The sequence below is a fragment of the Kitasatospora sp. NBC_01560 genome (assembly GCF_045208415.1).
Classification (GTDB): domain Bacteria; phylum Actinomycetota; class Actinomycetes; order Streptomycetales; family Streptomycetaceae; genus Kitasatospora.
Map to the genome: position 1 here is coordinate 7568664 of NZ_CP109364.1, position 15946 is coordinate 7584609.

Sequence of the window (15946 nt, forward strand, 5' to 3'; positions counted from 1 at the left end):
GGTCAGATCCGCCGGTCGTAGGCGACCGGCAGCCTGTTCACGCCCCGGGCCAGGACGGCGGGGACCCAGGCGAGCGCGTCGAGCTCCTCGCCCTGCCGCTCGGAGGGGCGCAGCCCGGTCAGCCGGGTGAGCAGGGTCCCGAGGGCGACCTGGAGCTCGACCCGGGCCAGGGCGGCGCCGGGGCAGTAGTGGACGCCGTGGCCGAAGGCCAGATGGGCGTTGGGGGAGCGGTCGAAGTCGACGGCGTCCGCCTCCGGGAACTGCGCGTCGTCGCGGTTGGCCGCGCAGAGCGAGACGATCACCGAGTCCCCGGCCGGGACGCTCGTCCCGAACAGGTCGCTGTCCTCGGCGAAGAACCGCCAGGTGGTGAGCTCGAACGCGGCGTCGTGGCGCAGCAGTTCCTCCACCGCGCGGGCGAGCAGACCGGGGTCGGCGGCGAGGCCGTCGCGCAGCCGGGCCAGCCGGTCGGGGTGGCGCAGCAGGGTGATCAGCATGGTGGTGATCTGGTTGGTCACCGGCTCCTGGCCGGCCACCAGCAGCTGGAACACCATCGAGCCGAGCTCCTCCGGGCTCAACTCGCCCGCGTCGCAGGCGGCAACGAGCCGGCCGAGCAGGTCGCCCCCGGCGCCGGCCGGGTCGCGGTGGGCACGCTTGTGCGCCACCACGTCGGCGATGTACGTCTGGAGGCCGCGCAGCCGGCCCTCGTAGGCGGGGCGGCCCGGGTCCAGCGGGCCGACCGGCTGGACGACCTTGCCCCAGTCGCGGTCGAAGCGGACGGCCAGCTCCGGCGGCAGGCCGATCGCCTCGGCGAGCACCCGGAACGGGAAGTGCGCCGCGAAGCCGGCCACCAGGTCGGCGCCGCCGCCGGCCGGCAGGTCGTCGACCAGGGCGTCCGCCAGCTCCTGGATGCGCGGGCGCAGTGCCTCCGCGCGGCGCGGGGTGAAGGCGTCCACCACGAGCCGGCGCATCCGGGTGTGCTTCGGCGCGTCCTGGTGCAGCAGGTGGGCCTGGAGCTGGGAGTGCTGCGGCTCCGGCATGATCGAGGCGAGGCTGCGCCAGTTGTCGTTGCCCAGCGCGTGGTTCTTGCCGAGCCGGGGATCGTTCAGGGTCTCGTGGGCGGCCTTGTAGCCGGTCACCAGCCAGGCGGCGATCCCGCTCGGGAACTTCACCCGGTGGACGGGCCCGGCCTCCCGCATCCGCCGGTAGAGCGGATAGGGGTCGGTCTTGTACTCCGGCCCGGACAGCGGTACCGGGTCGGGGAGTCGGTCGTGTCCGAACGGGCAGCGCGGCGCTTCGTCGGCCGGGCTGCCCGCGGTCGGATCGTGGACGGTGTCGGTCATGCGCGTGTTCCTCCGGTCGGGGGTGTGGTGCCCGCGGGGCGGCGCCGGTTCAGCGGCCCGCGCGGTCGGTGCGGTCGGTCCGGTCGGTGCGCACCGCCGTGCCGGCGGGCTGCGCGGCGTCGGTGGTGCGCACGGTCCCGGTGGTGCTGGTAGTGCCTTTGGTGCTGGTGGTGCGGGTGCTGCTGGTGGTGCGGGTGTTGCGGTGGTGCAGGGTCAGGAGGCCCACGGCCACGACGGCGGACAGCGTGGCGAGGACGAGCCCGGCCCGCGCGCCCGTGGTGGCGGCACCGCCGGCCAGCGTGGCGGCGGTGGCGAGGGCGGGTCCGAGGGCGAAGCCCAGGCTTCGGGCGAGCTGGACGGCCGAGCCGGCGGTGGCCAGCTGCTCGGGCCGGGCGGCGGTCATCACCAGCGCCTGGACGGGGCCGCCGTTGAGGCCCATGCCGGCGCCGGCGAGCGCGAGCCGCCAGGAGATGTCCAGCGGCCCCCAGCCGGTGTCCAGCGGGACGAGCAGCAGCATGCCGAGAGCGGTGACGGAGGCGCCCGTGAGCGCCGTCGGCCGGGCGCCCCACCGGTCGGCCAGCCGGCCGCCGAACCGGCCGGCCAGCACCATGCCGAGCGGGAACGCCAGCATCGTCAGGGCGGTTCCGGTGGCGCTGATCCCGTCGTCCCGGCGCAGGTGCTGGGCGAGGAGGTAGTGGTTGGCGGCGAAACCGGCCGCCAGGGCCAGCACCGAGGCGTTGACCGCGGCGGTGCCGGACTCGCGGAGCACGGCGGCGACCGGCCGCCCGCCGGGGCGGCGCAGCCAGAACACCACCAGCGGCACGGCGGGCAGCGCCAGCAGCAGCCAGACCGGTGCGTCGGGCGCGAGGGTCAGCCCGAGCAGGACGGCGGCCACCGCCGACCCGATCAGCGCGGCATCGCCGAGCGAGCCCCGGTCGGGCAGCCGCAGCCGCCCGCCGCGCGGGGCGTTCCGGTACGCGATCACCAGTGCGGCCAGGCAGATCGGCAGCTTCACCAGGAAGATGGCCCGCCACCCGACGTGGTCGAGCAGGAGGCCGCCGAGCACCGGCCCGGTGACGGCGCCGAGCGGGCCGAGGGTGGCGGGCACGCTCATCGCCCGCCCGCGCAGCTCCGGCCGGACGGCGGTGGCGGCCAGCACCGGCATCAGCACGAACAGCACGGCCCCGAAAGCGCCCTGGGCCAGCCGGGCGGCGATCAGCCAGCTCGCCCACGGGGCGACGGCGGCGAGCACGCTGCAGAGTGCGAAGCCGGTGACCGCCAGCAGCAGTGCGGAGCGGGTGCCGACCTGGTCGAGCCAGCGACCGGCCGGCAGCAGCAGCGCCACCAGCGGCAACTGGTAGCCGAGCACGGCCCATTGGGCGGTGGTCGGGGAGACGTCCAGGCCGTCCGCGATGTCCGTCAGGGCCAGGTTGACCACGTTCATGTCGAGCATCGCGACGAACGAGAGCAGCCCCGCCGCGACGACCAGGCTCCACCGGTCCTCCGCCCCGCCGGTCCTGCCCGGACCGCCGGTGGCCGGCGGCTGTTGCGCTGACATGACTCTCCTCCGCTTCCCGTTCCGTGCCGGACACCGCCTCGGCGGCGGTCTCCGGTACAGCAGTCGGAGGCACGGGCGGTCCAGTTCCGAACAGGTGAGGGAATTTCCCGATTGGCCGGATCGCGGTGGGCGTGGCCGGTCCGGCACGGTTCGGTCACGTCCGGTCCGGGCCGGTCGTGTCCGGTCACGTCCGGTCCGGGCCGACGGTTCGTGCGGAGAAAGTTCGGGTCGCGGAAATAGGCCCGCGCGGTTCCGGGTTGCAGCCAGGCACGACATCAGTGCGAGGCCGGGGCGACTCCCTTCGGGCCGGCCCCGCTCGTGGAACGCCCGGAAGGACAACCATGAAGATCGGCATCATCGGCGCGGGCAACATCGGCGGCAACCTCACCCGCCGCCTCACCGCCCTCGGGCACGAGGTCACGGTGGCCAACTCGCGCGGCCCGCAGAGCCTCGCGGCGCTCGCCGAGGAGACCGGCGCGACCGCGGTCACGGCCGCCGAGGCGGCCCGCGGTGCCCAGGTCGTGGTGGTCACCGTGCCGCTGAAGAACGTGCCCGACCTGCCGTCGGGGCTGTTCGCCGGGGCCGCCGAGGGCTTCACCGTGATCGACACCGGGAACTACTACCCGCAGCAGCGGGACGGTCGGATCGATGCCATCGAGGACGACGGCCTGACCGAGAGCCGGTGGACGGAGCGGCAGCTCGGCCACCCCGTGATCAAGGCCTTCAACGGCACCTATGCCGAGGACCTCCTGAGCAAGCCCCGCCCGCAGGGTGATCCGGAGCGGATCGCTCTTCCGGTGGCCGGTGACGACGCGGCGGCCAAGCAGGTCGTCCGTGCCCTGATCGACGAGCTGGGGTTCGACTCGGTCGACTCCGGCGGCATCGACGAGTCGTGGCGCCAGCAGCCCGACACCCCCGTCTACGGCCTGCGCGGCGGCGTCGACGAGGTGGTCGAGGCGCTCGCCGCCGCCTCGCCGGAGCGGCCGGCGGCGTTCCGCGCGTGAGGTGCCCCTGAGCCGGGCGCGACCGGCCCGAGGCGCACCGGCTGCCGGGCGGCAGGGGCGGTAGGGGCGGTAGGGGCGGCGGGGGCGGCGGGGGCGGGGGGGGTGGTGACAGTCGTGCTCGTCACCACCCCCGCCACCACCCCCGCCCCCGTCCCGCTGTCCGCGTCCGGGTTCAGCAGGCCGCGGCCAGTTCGGCGGCTGTCCCCGACGGTGGAGCCTCGCCGTTCTCCGCGGCCCGGAGCCGGGCTATCAGCTCCTCACGGGCCCGGGCCACCCGGGAGCGAACCGTGCCGACCGGGCACCCGGCCACCAGGGCCGCCTCGGCGTAGCTCAGCCCGACCACCTGGGTGAGCACGAAGGCCTCGCGGCGCTGCGCCGGCACCCGGTCGAGCAGGTCCCCGAGGGCGATGCCGTCCTCGAACCCCGCGGCGGGCGGCGTGCCCTGCCGTTCGGCCGCCTCCTGCCAGTCCGGCAGGGCGGCGCAGCGCGGCCGGGCGGCTGCGGTGCGGTAGCGGTCGATGACGGTCCGGCGGGCGATCGAGAGCAGCCACGTCCGGGCCGAGGAGCGACCGGCGAACCCGGGCAGGCTGCGCAGTGCGCGCAGAAAGGTCTCCTGGGCGAGGTCGTCGGCGGACTGCACGTCGGTGAGGTGGGCGACGAAGCGCCACACGTCCCGCTGGGTGGCCCGGACGAAGGCCTCGACGTCGGCCGCCCGCCCTTCGCGGGCGGTCAGTGCCAGGGCGGTCAGCTGCTCGTCATCCACGGCGGCCTCCCCGACGGGCGTCGGCGGGGCTGTGCACCCGGGCGCTCCGGTCCGCGGGGTGATGCGCGACGATGGTCGGATGAGATGCGTCCAGTTCCGTACCGCACTTTCCGCCCGCCTCGACGGCGAGCCCGCCGGAGTGCCGGACCGGCGGCTGGACAAGCACGTCGCCCGCTGCGAGGCCTGCCGGGAGTGGCTGGGCCGGGCGGAAGGGCTGCGCGGCGTGCGCCCGGCGGCCGTGGCCGCCGGTCCGTCGGCGGACTGGACGGCCGGGCTCCTCACCCGTCTGGGAGCGGAGCGTTCCGATCCGGGCCGTGCCGGTGAGGTTCGACGGGCCGGTGCGGACGGCGTCGGCGGTGCCGGTGCGGCCGACGTCGGCGGTGCCGGTACGGACGGGTTCGGTGCGGTCGGCCGTACCGGGCAGGGGTACGACCGAGCGGTGAAGTAGGACGGTGGCGCCGGGCGAGGCCTGTGCGCCGTCGTAGTCAGGCATGGGAGGTCCCGAGGGGGAGGGGCTGGGAGCGGTGCCGCTGCGGGCGGCACGCTCGGCGTGGGTGGGGCGGTGCACGCCCGGCGGCACCCCGGCAGGAGCGGCACGGCGGACGCGGGCCCGGGCCCCGGCGGCGTGGCCGATCGGCCACGGCACGGCACGGGGCGACCTGCCCACCACGCGGCGACGCCGGAGCGGCGTCACTTCTCGGACGGTGGGCGCGTCAGCAGGCAGGGGCGACGCAGGGCGGGCCGCGTCTGACGAGGGCGTGCGAGAGCAGCACCAGCCGCGGCGGGCGGGCCGGGTCAGCAGCCGGTCCGGGCGAGGCGGGCGGCTCGAAGCCGTGCGGCCGGTGCCAGAGGGCGAGCAGCGGAGCGAGCAGTGCACCGGCGAGCACCCCGCCCAGGGCGGCGAGCAGCCCGAAGAGCCGGACCAGCGCCGCCTCGCCGCGCCAGAGCAGCAGCGCGCAGGCGAGCGCGGCGAGCAGGTGGGCGGCGATCATCCCGGTGGACATCCCGTGCGCCGCCATGTCGTGGCCGGACATCCCCGAGCCGCCGGACATCCCGGGCATTCCAGGCATTCCGGCGTCACTGGACATTCCGGAGCCGGAAATTCCAGAGCCGGACATTCCCGGCATCCCGTCCATCCCCGCACCGCTGGCCGCGACCGCCACGCCCTGGTCGCCGGCCCCGACGGACACCGGTCCGCCGGAGCTGCCCAGGTGGTGTCCACCGGCCACGGCCCGGAGCCCCGCGGACGGCGGGACGTCGGGATCGATCCCGGCCATCCGCGCCAGGTCGGCCGGCGACAGCCCGCTCGGCACCCGGTCCGGGTTGCAGAGCAGCAGCGCCGTCCAGTCGGTCGGACCGCCGCGGGTCTGGCCCGAAGCGGCGGCGAGCGCGCCGGCCTGTTCGAACGTCAGGTGCAGTGCGGTCTGCGCCGTCACCATCCACGCGCTGATCAGTCCGAGCCCGCGCCGGCGGCCGGCCAGCAGCCAGCTGATGCCGGCGGTGATCGCGAACGCGCCCGCCAGGACCGGCACGGAGACTCCGGAACCGGCCATCGCGACGTGCGCCGTGGCGGCCAGCGCCACGCAGAGCGCGGCGAAGACCACGGCGCGCAGCGAGCGGATCCGGTCGGTCATCACGATGGCACTCATCGTCGCACTCGCCCTCGTCAGGCTGTACCGCGCCCTCGGGTATTGGCCGGTTCCACCCCGTGGGACCATGCCCGGTCGTGCAGCCGGCACCGTCCGGCGGGCCGCCCCGCCGGTGGCCGGTCGGACGGCCGGTGGCGGGGCGCGGCGAGGTGGCGGCCCGTCACCTGCGGGGGTACCGGGCCGGTACCGCCCGGCGCCCCGTACTGCTCCCCGGTCGTCCGGCGCCACCCCGGTCGTCCGGCGTGCGGCCCGGCCGCGCCCGCGCCCCGCGGCCCCCGCCCGGCCCCCCGGGACCGGGCGGTAGAGGCGGTTCGTATGGTTGGGGTGGTCCGCCTTGTCCGTTCCGGCGCGGGACTGCCGCACATGCCCGCCCGTACCGTTCGGGCACCGCGCGGCGGAGCGCCGGCGGTCGGACGACCGGCCCGCGGCCGGTGAGGGCGGAAAGGCGGGCGGGCCCGTGCACTGGCTGATTCACGACTATCGCGAGGACGACCTCGCGGCGGTGGTCCACTTGATCGACACCACGGCGGGGCTCGGGCAGGAGTCGGTGTTCTCCCTCGCGGAGTGCATCGGCGCGCTGACCTCCCGCCAGCCCGCCGTGGTCGCCGTCCACCAGGGTGAGCCGATCGGCGCCGCGCTCGCCACCGTGGCGGGGGAGCGCGCCTGGGTGATGCGGATCGCGATCTCCCCGGCCTGGCGCGGCCGGGGCCTGGCGAGCGCGCTGCTGCGCGAGCTGGAGCGCCGGCTGGTGGCCTGCCGGGTGCGCCGGATCGCGTACGTGCTGCCGGCGGAGGAGCTGCTCGGCGAGGGTCTGCACAACGCCGGCTACACCCGGCGCCCCGCGGCCGCCTACTTCGAGAAGGACGAGCCGCCGGCCGGTGCCGCCAGTGGCCTGCTGGAGGAGCTGGGCGGCCGGCTGCTGCCCGGTGACCTCTGGGCCAAGGTCGCAGGCATGGAGACCGAGAAGAACCTGATCGAGCGCCGGGTGGTCAGTCCGCTCGCCGAGCCGGAGCGGGCGGCCCGGCACGGGGTGCGCCCGCCGCGCGCGATCGCCCTCTTCGGCCCGCCCGGCACCGGCAAGACCACCTTCGCCCGGGCGATCGCCTCCCGGCTCGGCTGGCCGTTCGTCGAGCTGCTGCCCTCCCGGCTGGCCGACGAGGGCAACCTCGCGGCCGCGCTGCGCGACGCGTTCGCCCGGATCGCCCGGCTGGAGCGGGCCCTCGTCTTCATCGACGAGGTGGAGGAGATCGCGCCGGTCCGGACGGAGGGCGTCCAGGGCGGCATGCACGGCGTCACCAACGAACTGCTCAAGCTGATCCCGGGCTTCCGGGAGGGCGAGGAACGGCTACTGGTCTGCGCCACCAACTCGATCCGCTCGCTCGACCCGGCCTTCCTGCGTCCCGGCCGGTTCGACTACCTGATCCCGATCGGCACCCCCGACGCGGCCGCCCGGGCCGCCATCTGGTCCCGGTACGCGGCCGGCCGGAGCGACGTGGACCTCGACGCGCTGGTCGGCGCGAGCGAGCTGTTCACCCCGGCGGACATCGAGCACGCGGCCCGGGTGGCCGCCCAGGCCTCCTTCGAACGCGACCTCGCGGGGGAGGACGCCGTCCGGCGGGATGCCGACGGACCGGACCTCGGCGGGGAGGACATCGACGGGGAGGACGTGGCGGAGGGTGCGGGTACCGCCGACTACCTGGCGGCCATCGCCCAGGCCCGGCCGACCGTCACCCCGGTGATGATCGAGGAGTTCGGCGCGGACATCACCTCGCACGCGAGGGTCTGAGCCCGGCGGCCGTCCCGAAAAGTCGGCTTGTCATACGGTCGGTGCGGTTTGACAGAGGGATGCCGACTGCTCACTAAATGTGCACACGCGTGCACCAGGAGGGAGCACCGGCCGGACAGGAGACCAGGCATGGGGACAGCGACCGACCCGGCGGCCGCCGAAACCCCGGTGGACCTCGCCGAGCCCGGATTCTGGCAGCGGCCGGCCGACGAGCGCGCCGCCGCCTTCGCCGCACTGCGGAGCCTGCCCGGCCCGGTCTTCTTCGGCGAACGCACGCCGAAGGGACCGGGCCGGGGCTTCCACGCCCTCGTCCGGCACGCCGACGTCGTCGAGGCCGCCCGCACCCCCGCCGTCTTCCTCAGCGGACCGGGCGTCACCACCCCCGAACCCGCCCGCTGGGTCCGGATGCTGTTCGGCGACTCGATGGTCAACCTGGACGACCCCCGCCACGCCCAGCTGCGCCGGATCGTCTCCCGGGCCTTCACCCCCCGGCTGATCGCCCGGGCCGAGGACGACATCCGCCAGGTGGCCGCCCGCCTCGTCGACCGGGTCGAGCACGAGCGGCCCGAGGACTTCGTCACCTCCGTCGCCGCGGAACTCCCCTTCCAGGTGATCTGCAACATGATGGGCATCCCCGAGGAGCCCCGCCGCGCCATCCTCGACCAGGTCAACCACGCCTCCGAGCACACCGGCGTCGCCCGCCCGCTGCGCCGCCGGCTCCGGGTGCCCGGGCGCGGACTGATGGCGCTGGCCCGGATGCAGGGCATGGTCGCCGAACTCGGCCGGGAACGCCGCCGCCGCCCCACCGACGACCTGATCTCCGCGCTCGTCACCGCGGACGTCGACGGCCGCCGGCTGACCGGCCGGGAGCTGGGCGCCTTCTTCTCCCTGCTGCTGGTCGCCGGCGTCGAGACCACCCGCAACGCGCTCGCCCACGGCCTGCACCTGCTCACCGCCAACCCCGAGCAGCGCGCCCTGCTGCTCGGTGACCTCGACCGCCACCTGGGCGGCACGGTGGACGAGATCATCCGGCACGCCACCCCGATCATCCAGTTCCGCCGCACGCTGGCCGTCGACCACCGGCTCGGCGGCCCGGACGGCACCCTGCTGCGCGCGGGCGAGAAGGTGGTGCTCTTCTTCGGCTCCGCCAACCGCGACGAGACGGTCTTCGCCGACCCGGACGCGTTCGACATCAGCCGCGGCTCCAACCCCCACCTCGGCTTCGGCGGCGGCGGTCCGCACTACTGCCTCGGCGCCTACCTCGCCCGGCAGGAGATGAAGGCGCTCTACCGCGAGCTGTTCACCCGGCTGCCCGGGATCCGCTCGGTCGGCGAACCGGAGCTGATCCCGTCCAACTTCGACAACCGGGTCCGCTCGCTGCGGTTCACGTTCTGACGGGAAGCCCGGAGTCCGGCGCGCGTCGCCCGTGTCGTAGTAGGTGGCGGGGGTCACGGCGGGCGGCCGGGGGCGGGAGCAGAATGCGGGCATGACAGAACGTCCGAGGTCCGCAGCCGAGAAGTCCGCCCGCGACGAGTCCGCCCGCGACAGGTGGACCCCTGCCGAGGGCACCCGATCCGGCCGGGGCGACGAGGCCACCGCGCACGCCTGGAGCGCGCTCGGCGGGGCCCCCGAACTGCTGGAGCGGGTCTCCTTCCACGGCCCCGACACCGTTCTGACCGCGCGGCTCCCGGTCCGGGAGCTGGCCCGGGCCACCGTCGCGGCCTGCTCGCTGGCCGCCGCGGAGCTGTCGGCGCTGCGCGCCGGTGCCCGCCCGGGCGGGAGTGCGTCGTCAGGAGGTGCGTCGTCAGGAGGCGCGTCCTCGGGGGGTCTGTCGTCGGGGGTGCCCGCGGTGCGGATCGACCAGGGCGCCGTCGCCACCGCTTTCGTCAGCGAGCGCCACCTCCGGATCGACGGTCGCACGCCGGTGAGTTTCGCGCCGCTGTCCGGCTTCTGGCAGGCGGCCGACGGCTGGATCCGCACCCACGCCAACTACCCGCACCACCGCGACCGACTGCTCACCGCGCTCGGGCTGCCTGCCGCCGCCGGGCCCGAGCAGCTGGCCGAGGCCCTGCGCGACCGCCCCGCCGAGTGGAGCCAGGAGCGCGCGTACGAGGCGGGGGCGCTCGCCGTGGCGGTGGCGCCGACGCGCGACACCGCACTCCCGCTGGTCGAAGCCCGCTCCGCCGACGGGACCGCCCCCCGCCCGCTGGCCGCCGCCCCGCTGCCCGCCGCCGGCATCCGCGTCCTCGACCTCACCCGGGTGATTTCCGGCCCCGTCGCCACCCGCACCCTCGCCCTGCTCGGCGCCGACGTCCTGCGGGTCGACCCGCTGCGGTTCCCCGAGGCCGAGGACGCCCACGCCGACACCGGCTTCGGCAAGCGCTCGACCCGCCTCGACGTCACCGCCCCGGCCGGCCGGGCCGCCTTCGAGGAGCTGCTGGCCGGTGCGGACGTCGTCGTCTCCGGCTACCGCCCCGGTGCCCTGGACGCCCACGGCCTGGGCCCCGACGCCCTGCTCGAACGCCGGCCCGGCCTGATCGTGGCGCAGGTCAACGCCTGGGGCTGGACCGGTCCCTGGGCCGGGCGCCGCGGCTTCGACAGCCTGGTCCAGGCCGGCGTCGGCATCGCGGCCACCGAGGCCGGGTCCGACGGCCACCCCGGCGTCCTGCCCGCCCAGGCCCTCGACCACGGCACCGGCTACCTGATCGCCGCCGGCGTCCTGCGCGCCCTCACCGACCAGCGCACCGGACGCCCCGGCGGCCGCCACCTCCGTTTCTCCCTGGCCGGCACCGCCTCCTGGCTCCAGCACGGCATCACCCCCGTCCCCCCGCTGAACGACGAACCGTACGAGCCGGCCGGCCGGCTCGCCGAGACCGACTCCCCGTACGGGCGGCTGCGCCACGCCCTCCCGCCCGTCGCCTACGCGGGCGCCCCCACCGACTGGTCCCGCCCGCCGGGCCGCTGGGGGACGGACGGGCCCGCCTGGCTCTGACACCGGGGCCGCCGGGGCCGGAGCCCGGCGTGTCGGAGCGATCTGGCACGATCGCCGACATGCCTTCTCACGCCACCGACTACACCTGGTTCAAGGACCGCTACCCCGCCCTGGCCGGGGCCTACTGCCTGACGCTGGTCCAGGGGATCAGCGCCGACGAGCTGTTGCGCCGCTTCGACGCCGTCCCGGGCCGGCAGGTCACCGGCGTGGCGGCGGTGGAGGAGGCGTGGGAGGCCTTCGACGACGGCGAGGACGAGAACGCGCCGGACGACTCCGAGGACCGCATGCTCGTCGCCGTCACCGAGCTCGACGGCTGGGCGGTCGCGGTCGAGGTCAACGGCTACCTCGGCACGGTGTGGGACCAGCTCCCGAAGCTCGCCGAGGGCACCCGGCTGGTCTCGCACTTCCGCAACTGCAACGCGGTGGACCACTTCCACTGGCAGGAGGGCGGCAGCAACCGGCTGCACTTCGAGCCGCTCTTCCCCGCCCAGCGGGACGGCGACGACGCCGAGGCCCCCGGAATCGCGGAGCTGCTGGCCCACTGCGGCTTCGACCTCAGTGACAGTGACGCCGGGGACGCTGCGCCCGCGGACGGTGACGCCGGGGACGCTGCGCCCGACCGGAACGGGCCCGGGCTGCACACCGAGGCGGCGTTCGCGCTCGCCGAGCGGCTGACGGACATCCGCCTCACCCCGGAGCGGCTGGACGGAGCGGACTTCCGGCTCGGCTACGCGCCGCAGCCGTAGGCGGCAGCCCACGGACCGCAGGCCACAGCGGTGGCTGTGGCCTGCGGTCCGTGGTCCGTGGTCCGTGGTCCGTGGTCCGTGGTCCGTGGTCCGTGGTCCGTGGTCCGTGGTCCGTGGTCCGTGGTCCGTGGTCCGTGGTCGTGGCCGGGCGGTGGTCCTGGCGACCCGGCAGGTCAGACGCCGGACGGGATCTGCTTGGCCCGGCTGCGGACCTGGAAGGCGGTCACGATCTCGATCAGGCCCAGGATCAGGAGCCAGCACCCGGCCAGCACGGTCAGCGCGGTGATCGACCCGACCGGCCAGACGATCAGCAGCACGCCCGCGAGCGTGTTGGCCACACCGGCGAACGCCTGCCAGCCGCGAGCGGGCATCTCGTCGTCCGAGATCGCCGCGACGAGCTGGGTGATCCCCCGGAACAGCCAGCCGATGCCGATCCAGATCGCCAGCAGCAGCAGCGACTGCACCGCGCTGCGGAAGCAGAGCAGACCGAGCAGGACGCAGATCGTGCCGCTGATGAAGGCCAGCACCCGGAGTGCGGTGCTGGCGTGGGTGCCGAAGGCCGCGACCAACTGCACGATCCCGATGATCAGCAGGTAGAGGCCGAAGAGCACGCCCACCACCGTCAGGGTCTGCTTGGGCCAGACGAAGACGACGATGCCGAGGGCGAGCGAGACGAGGCCGGCGACCAGAAGCACCTGCCAGGCGGCCTTGGCGAGGAGTCCTAGCGGGCCCTGGACCGGGGCCCCGTCGGGGGTGATGATCGGGGAGACCATGGCGGCGTACTCCTGACGGCGGGTGACGGGCGGCGGCGGCCTCGGAGAGGCAGGGGACGCTCTTCATGATCGTCACGGACCGGGCGGGCCGCCTGCGGGGTTCGGCCGATCGGGTGAACGGGTCGAGCCCGTCCAGGGCGTGCGGCCGGCCCCGGAGGCGACGGTCGGCGGTCCGTGGGCGAAGGGTGCCGCGGCCGGTGGTCCCGTGGAGGAACTGGTCTCCCGTCAATCCCCCTCGGATCCCTCCCGGTCGTCCGGAGGACACCTGCCGATCATTCGCCGTCGATATGATCCCGCGATATGACTTCTGAAGGGTGGGGGACCCCTCCGGTCGAGCCGATCAGCCAGCACTACATCGTCTGCGGTGGCAACGCGCTCGCCCACCGCCTCATCGTCGAACTCGTCGAGCACTACGAAGTCCCGGTGGTGGTGCTCGTGCCGGACCGCACGCGCGACCACGCACCGCAGATCGAGCAGTTGGCCGGGGTCGCGGCGGTGGTCGAGTACAGCAGCGTCACCGAGGAGGCGCTGCGGGCCGTCCGGGTCGAGACCGCACGCGGGATCGCCCTGGTCGACGGAAGTGACCAGGAGAACATCCACACCGCGCTCAGCGCCCAGGGCCACAACCCCGGGATCCGGATCGTGCTGCGGATGTTCAACCAGCGCCTCGGCGAGAACATCGAAGGTCTGCTGAAGAACGGTGCCGCGCTCTCCGGCTCCGCCACCGCCGCGCCCGCCTTCGCCGCCGCCGCGCTCTCCCGCCCCAACTCCGTCCAGGTCGGCGACCGCTTCCTGCACATCGCCTACGACGACGACATCGACTCCAGTCGGATCTGCATCGTCGCCGACCGGATCGACCGGCAGGACGTCGGCCGGATCCGCCTGCTGCCCGACCAGGAGGGCGACTCGGCGTCCTTCGTCCGGCTCGCGGCGGAGTTCGGCGACGACGGCCCGGTCCGGCGCAGCACCGTCGGCCGGCAGCGGTCCGGGCCCGGCGCCGGGGCGGCGGGCAGCGTCGAGGGCGGGGCCGGGGGTGAGGGCGGGGCCGGGGAGGACGTCGCGCCCGATCCCGATCCCGAGCCCGATCCCGAGGCCCCGCAGGAAACGGAGCCGGGACCGGAACGGGAACCAGGACCGGAGCCGGAACGGGAACCCGAACCCGAAGCGGAGCCCGAACCGGAGCGGGAGGGGCCCGGTGGGGTGGCGGCGCTGCAGGCCCTGCCGAGCGAACCGCCGGTGCGGATCTCCTGGCGCCGCCGGTTGCGCTGGCGGCTGCTCGACACCCTGCGCTACTTCACCAGCGCCCGGCTCCGGCTGGTGCTGATCACCGCGCTCGCCGCCGTACTGATGGCCTTCGGCCTGCTCTGGTACCTCAACCGGGACTTCGGCTGGGTGCTCTACACCTCGCTGCTCGACCTGGCCGGCGCCGCCCAGCCCGACCAGCCCGGCGACACGACCGGCGGCACCGGCGGCACCTGGCAGCGGGTCGCCCAGGTGGTGATCACCTTCTGCGGTATCACCTTCGCGCCGGTCGCCACCGCCATCATGGTCGAGGTGCTCGCCTCCGGCCGGCGCGGCCAGCCCCGCAACCCGGGCGTCGGGACGAGGGACCACGTCATCGTGGCCGGACTGGGCAACGTCGGCACCCGGGTGGTCGCCCAACTGCACGGCCTCGGTGTGCCGGTGGTCGGTCTGGAGCGTGACCCGCTGGTCCGCGGGATCTCCGCGGTCCGCGCCCTCGGCGTGCCGGTGGTGGTCGACGACGGCCCGCTGGCGGAACAGCTCCGCCGGGCCCGGCTGAAGCACAGCCGGGCCGTGGTCGCGGTCAGCGGGGACGACGCCACCAACCTGGAGGCGGCCCTGGAGGCCCGTGCCGGTCGCCCGGACGTCCGGGTGGTGGTGCGGCTCTTCGACGACAACTTCGCCCGGCACGTCTACGCCACGCTGGACAACGCCGCGTCCCGTTCGACCTCCTACCTGGCCGCGCCCGCCTTCGCCGCCGCCCTGATGGGGCGCGAGGTGCTCGGCACCCTCTCGGTCTTCCGGCACGTGCTGCTGATCGCCGAGCTGCGGGCGGAGGAGGGCAGCGGCCTGGTCGGCATGAACCGGCACGACCTGGAGGACCCCGGGGGCGTCCGGGTGGTCGCCGTCCGGCTCGCCCGCAGCCCGCGGACCTACCAGTGGAACTACGCCGACCGCACCCGCGGCCTCGTCCCCGGTGACCGGATCGTGGTGGCCGCCACCCGCAGCGGCCTGGCCCGGCTCAACACGGCACTGGTGAGCGACGACTGACGGCTGCGGCCGCTCGCCGGTGGGGCGGGCGCTGCCGGCACCAGCACCGGCACCGGCGGCGGCGCTCGGCGGCCGACGGGATCCGGTCAACGGACAACAGCTGACAGACGATGAGATCTGTCAGCTGTTGTCCGTCTTCCGTTACGTGCCCGCCGTCGGCGGCCCGCCGGTCAGCGGTGGGTGAAGGAGGCCGGTCGCTTCTCGGCGAAGGCGGCCATGCCCTCCTTCTGGTCCGCCGTCGCGAACACCGAGTGGAACAGCCGGCGCTCGAAGCGGACACCCTCGGAGAGGGTGGTCTCGAAGGCGCGGTTGACGCTCTCCTTCATCATCATGGCCGCCGGGGTGGACATCCCCGCGACCTTCTCGGCGGTGGCCAGCGCCTCGGCGAGCAGCTGGTCGGCCGGGACGATCCGGGAGACCAGGCCGGCCCGCTCGGCCTCCTCGGCCCCCATCGTCCGGCCGGTCAGGCAGAGCTCCATCGCCTTGGCCTTGCCGATCGCGCGGGTCAGCCGCTGCGAGCCGCCGATGCCCGGGATCACGCCGAGCTTGATCTCCGGCTGACCGAACTTCGCGGTGTCCGCCGCGAGCAGGATGTCGCAGAGCATCGCCAGCTCGCAGCCGCCGCCCAGCGCGAAGCCGGCGACGGCCGCGATCACCGGCTTGCGCAGGGCGCCGAACCGGTCCCACGGGCCCAGCCAGTCGTCGAGGTAGATGTCGGGGAACCGGTGGCCCTGCATCTCCTTGATGTCCGCACCGGCCGCGAAGGCCTTCTCCGAGCCGGTGACCACCAGACAGCCGATCTCCGGATCCCGGTCGAACAGGGTGGCGGCCGCCACGACCTCGTTCATCAGCTGCGTGTTGAGCGCGTTGAGCGCCTCCGGCCGGTTGAGCGTGATCAGCCCGACGCGGCCCTTGCGCTCGACCAGGATCGTCTCGTAGGTCTCGGTCATCGCCGTTGACTCCCATTCCGCTGCTCGGCACCGCACTCGGTGCGCTGACCACCCAACGATCTCCGAAGCGGCCCCGCTCGCGCCAGTCTTGCC

13 protein-coding genes are annotated in these 15946 nt (G+C 75.0%); 7 read left to right on the top strand and 6 right to left on the bottom strand.

Annotation, left to right across the window (positions count from 1 at the left end; translation table 11 throughout):
- Positions 1-2: 2 nt before the first annotated feature.
- Together OH807_RS32635 and OH807_RS32640 are read right to left on the bottom strand one after the other, a co-directional pair.
- Positions 3-1340, bottom strand: a complete 1338-nt coding sequence (locus OH807_RS32635; RefSeq protein WP_406206296.1) for a cytochrome P450 — start codon at positions 1338-1340, stop codon at positions 3-5.
- A gap of 49 nt (positions 1341-1389) precedes the next feature.
- On the bottom strand, positions 1390-2898 hold the full coding sequence (locus OH807_RS32640) for an MFS transporter (protein ID WP_406206299.1): 1509 nt from the start codon (positions 2896-2898) through the stop codon (positions 1390-1392).
- A 341-nt stretch (positions 2899-3239) separates the two neighbouring features.
- Between OH807_RS32640 and OH807_RS32645 the strand changes: the two genes are divergently transcribed.
- Entirely contained in the window at positions 3240-3902 is a 663-nt protein-coding gene (locus OH807_RS32645) for an NADPH-dependent F420 reductase (RefSeq protein WP_406206302.1), read from the top strand.
- 172 nt (positions 3903-4074) lie between these two features.
- Here the strand turns inward: OH807_RS32645 and OH807_RS32650 are convergent, their stop codons facing one another.
- Positions 4075-4665 carry a sigma-70 family RNA polymerase sigma factor gene (locus OH807_RS32650; protein ID WP_406206304.1) on the bottom strand — a complete coding sequence of 197 codons (591 nt, stop codon included), beginning with the start codon at positions 4663-4665 and terminating at the stop codon, positions 4075-4077.
- A 79-nt stretch (positions 4666-4744) separates the two neighbouring features.
- Between OH807_RS32650 and OH807_RS32655 the strand changes: the two genes are divergently transcribed.
- Complete coding sequence (locus OH807_RS32655) at positions 4745-5113, top strand: zf-HC2 domain-containing protein (RefSeq protein ID WP_406206307.1); 369 nt, start codon at positions 4745-4747, stop codon at positions 5111-5113.
- 265 nt (positions 5114-5378) lie between these two features.
- Here the strand turns inward: OH807_RS32655 and OH807_RS32660 are convergent, their stop codons facing one another.
- Positions 5379-6314, bottom strand: a complete 936-nt coding sequence (locus OH807_RS32660) for a hypothetical protein (protein ID WP_406206310.1) — start codon at positions 6312-6314, stop codon at positions 5379-5381.
- Positions 6315-6771: 457 nt separating this feature from the next.
- On the opposite strand from OH807_RS32660, the gene OH807_RS32665 reads away from it, so the two are divergent.
- The 4 genes from OH807_RS32665 to OH807_RS32680 all read left to right on the top strand — a co-directional run bounded on the left by OH807_RS32665 (position 6772) and on the right by OH807_RS32680 (position 11838).
- Complete coding sequence (locus OH807_RS32665) at positions 6772-8100, top strand: ATP-binding protein (RefSeq protein ID WP_406206313.1); 1329 nt, start codon at positions 6772-6774, stop codon at positions 8098-8100.
- A 129-nt stretch (positions 8101-8229) separates the two neighbouring features.
- Positions 8230-9495 carry a cytochrome P450 gene (locus OH807_RS32670; RefSeq protein ID WP_406206316.1) on the top strand — a complete coding sequence of 422 codons (1266 nt, stop codon included), beginning with the start codon at positions 8230-8232 and terminating at the stop codon, positions 9493-9495.
- Between the two features lie 91 nt (positions 9496-9586).
- Positions 9587-11092: a CoA transferase gene (locus OH807_RS32675; RefSeq protein WP_406206319.1), complete on the top strand. Its 1506-nt coding sequence runs from the start codon at positions 9587-9589 to the stop codon at positions 11090-11092.
- Between the two features lie 59 nt (positions 11093-11151).
- Positions 11152-11838 (top strand): DUF6461 domain-containing protein, encoded by a 687-nt coding sequence (locus OH807_RS32680; RefSeq protein ID WP_406206322.1) that lies wholly within the window; start codon positions 11152-11154, stop codon positions 11836-11838.
- Positions 11839-12011: 173 nt separating this feature from the next.
- On the opposite strand, the gene OH807_RS32685 is transcribed toward OH807_RS32680, so the two are convergent.
- Complete coding sequence (locus tag OH807_RS32685) at positions 12012-12611, bottom strand: HdeD family acid-resistance protein (RefSeq protein WP_406206325.1); 600 nt, start codon at positions 12609-12611, stop codon at positions 12012-12014.
- A gap of 300 nt (positions 12612-12911) precedes the next feature.
- Between OH807_RS32685 and OH807_RS32690 the strand changes: the two genes are divergently transcribed.
- The gene (locus OH807_RS32690; RefSeq protein ID WP_406206328.1) at positions 12912-14903 is read left to right on the top strand and encodes an NAD-binding protein; all 1992 of its coding nucleotides are present in this window, start codon (positions 12912-12914) and stop codon (positions 14901-14903) included.
- Positions 14904-15073: 170 nt separating this feature from the next.
- Here OH807_RS32690 and OH807_RS32695 read toward each other — a convergent pair whose 3' ends face one another.
- On the bottom strand, positions 15074-15853 hold the full coding sequence (locus OH807_RS32695; RefSeq protein WP_406206331.1) for an enoyl-CoA hydratase: 780 nt from the start codon (positions 15851-15853) through the stop codon (positions 15074-15076).
- Positions 15854-15946: the final 93 nt, after the last annotated feature.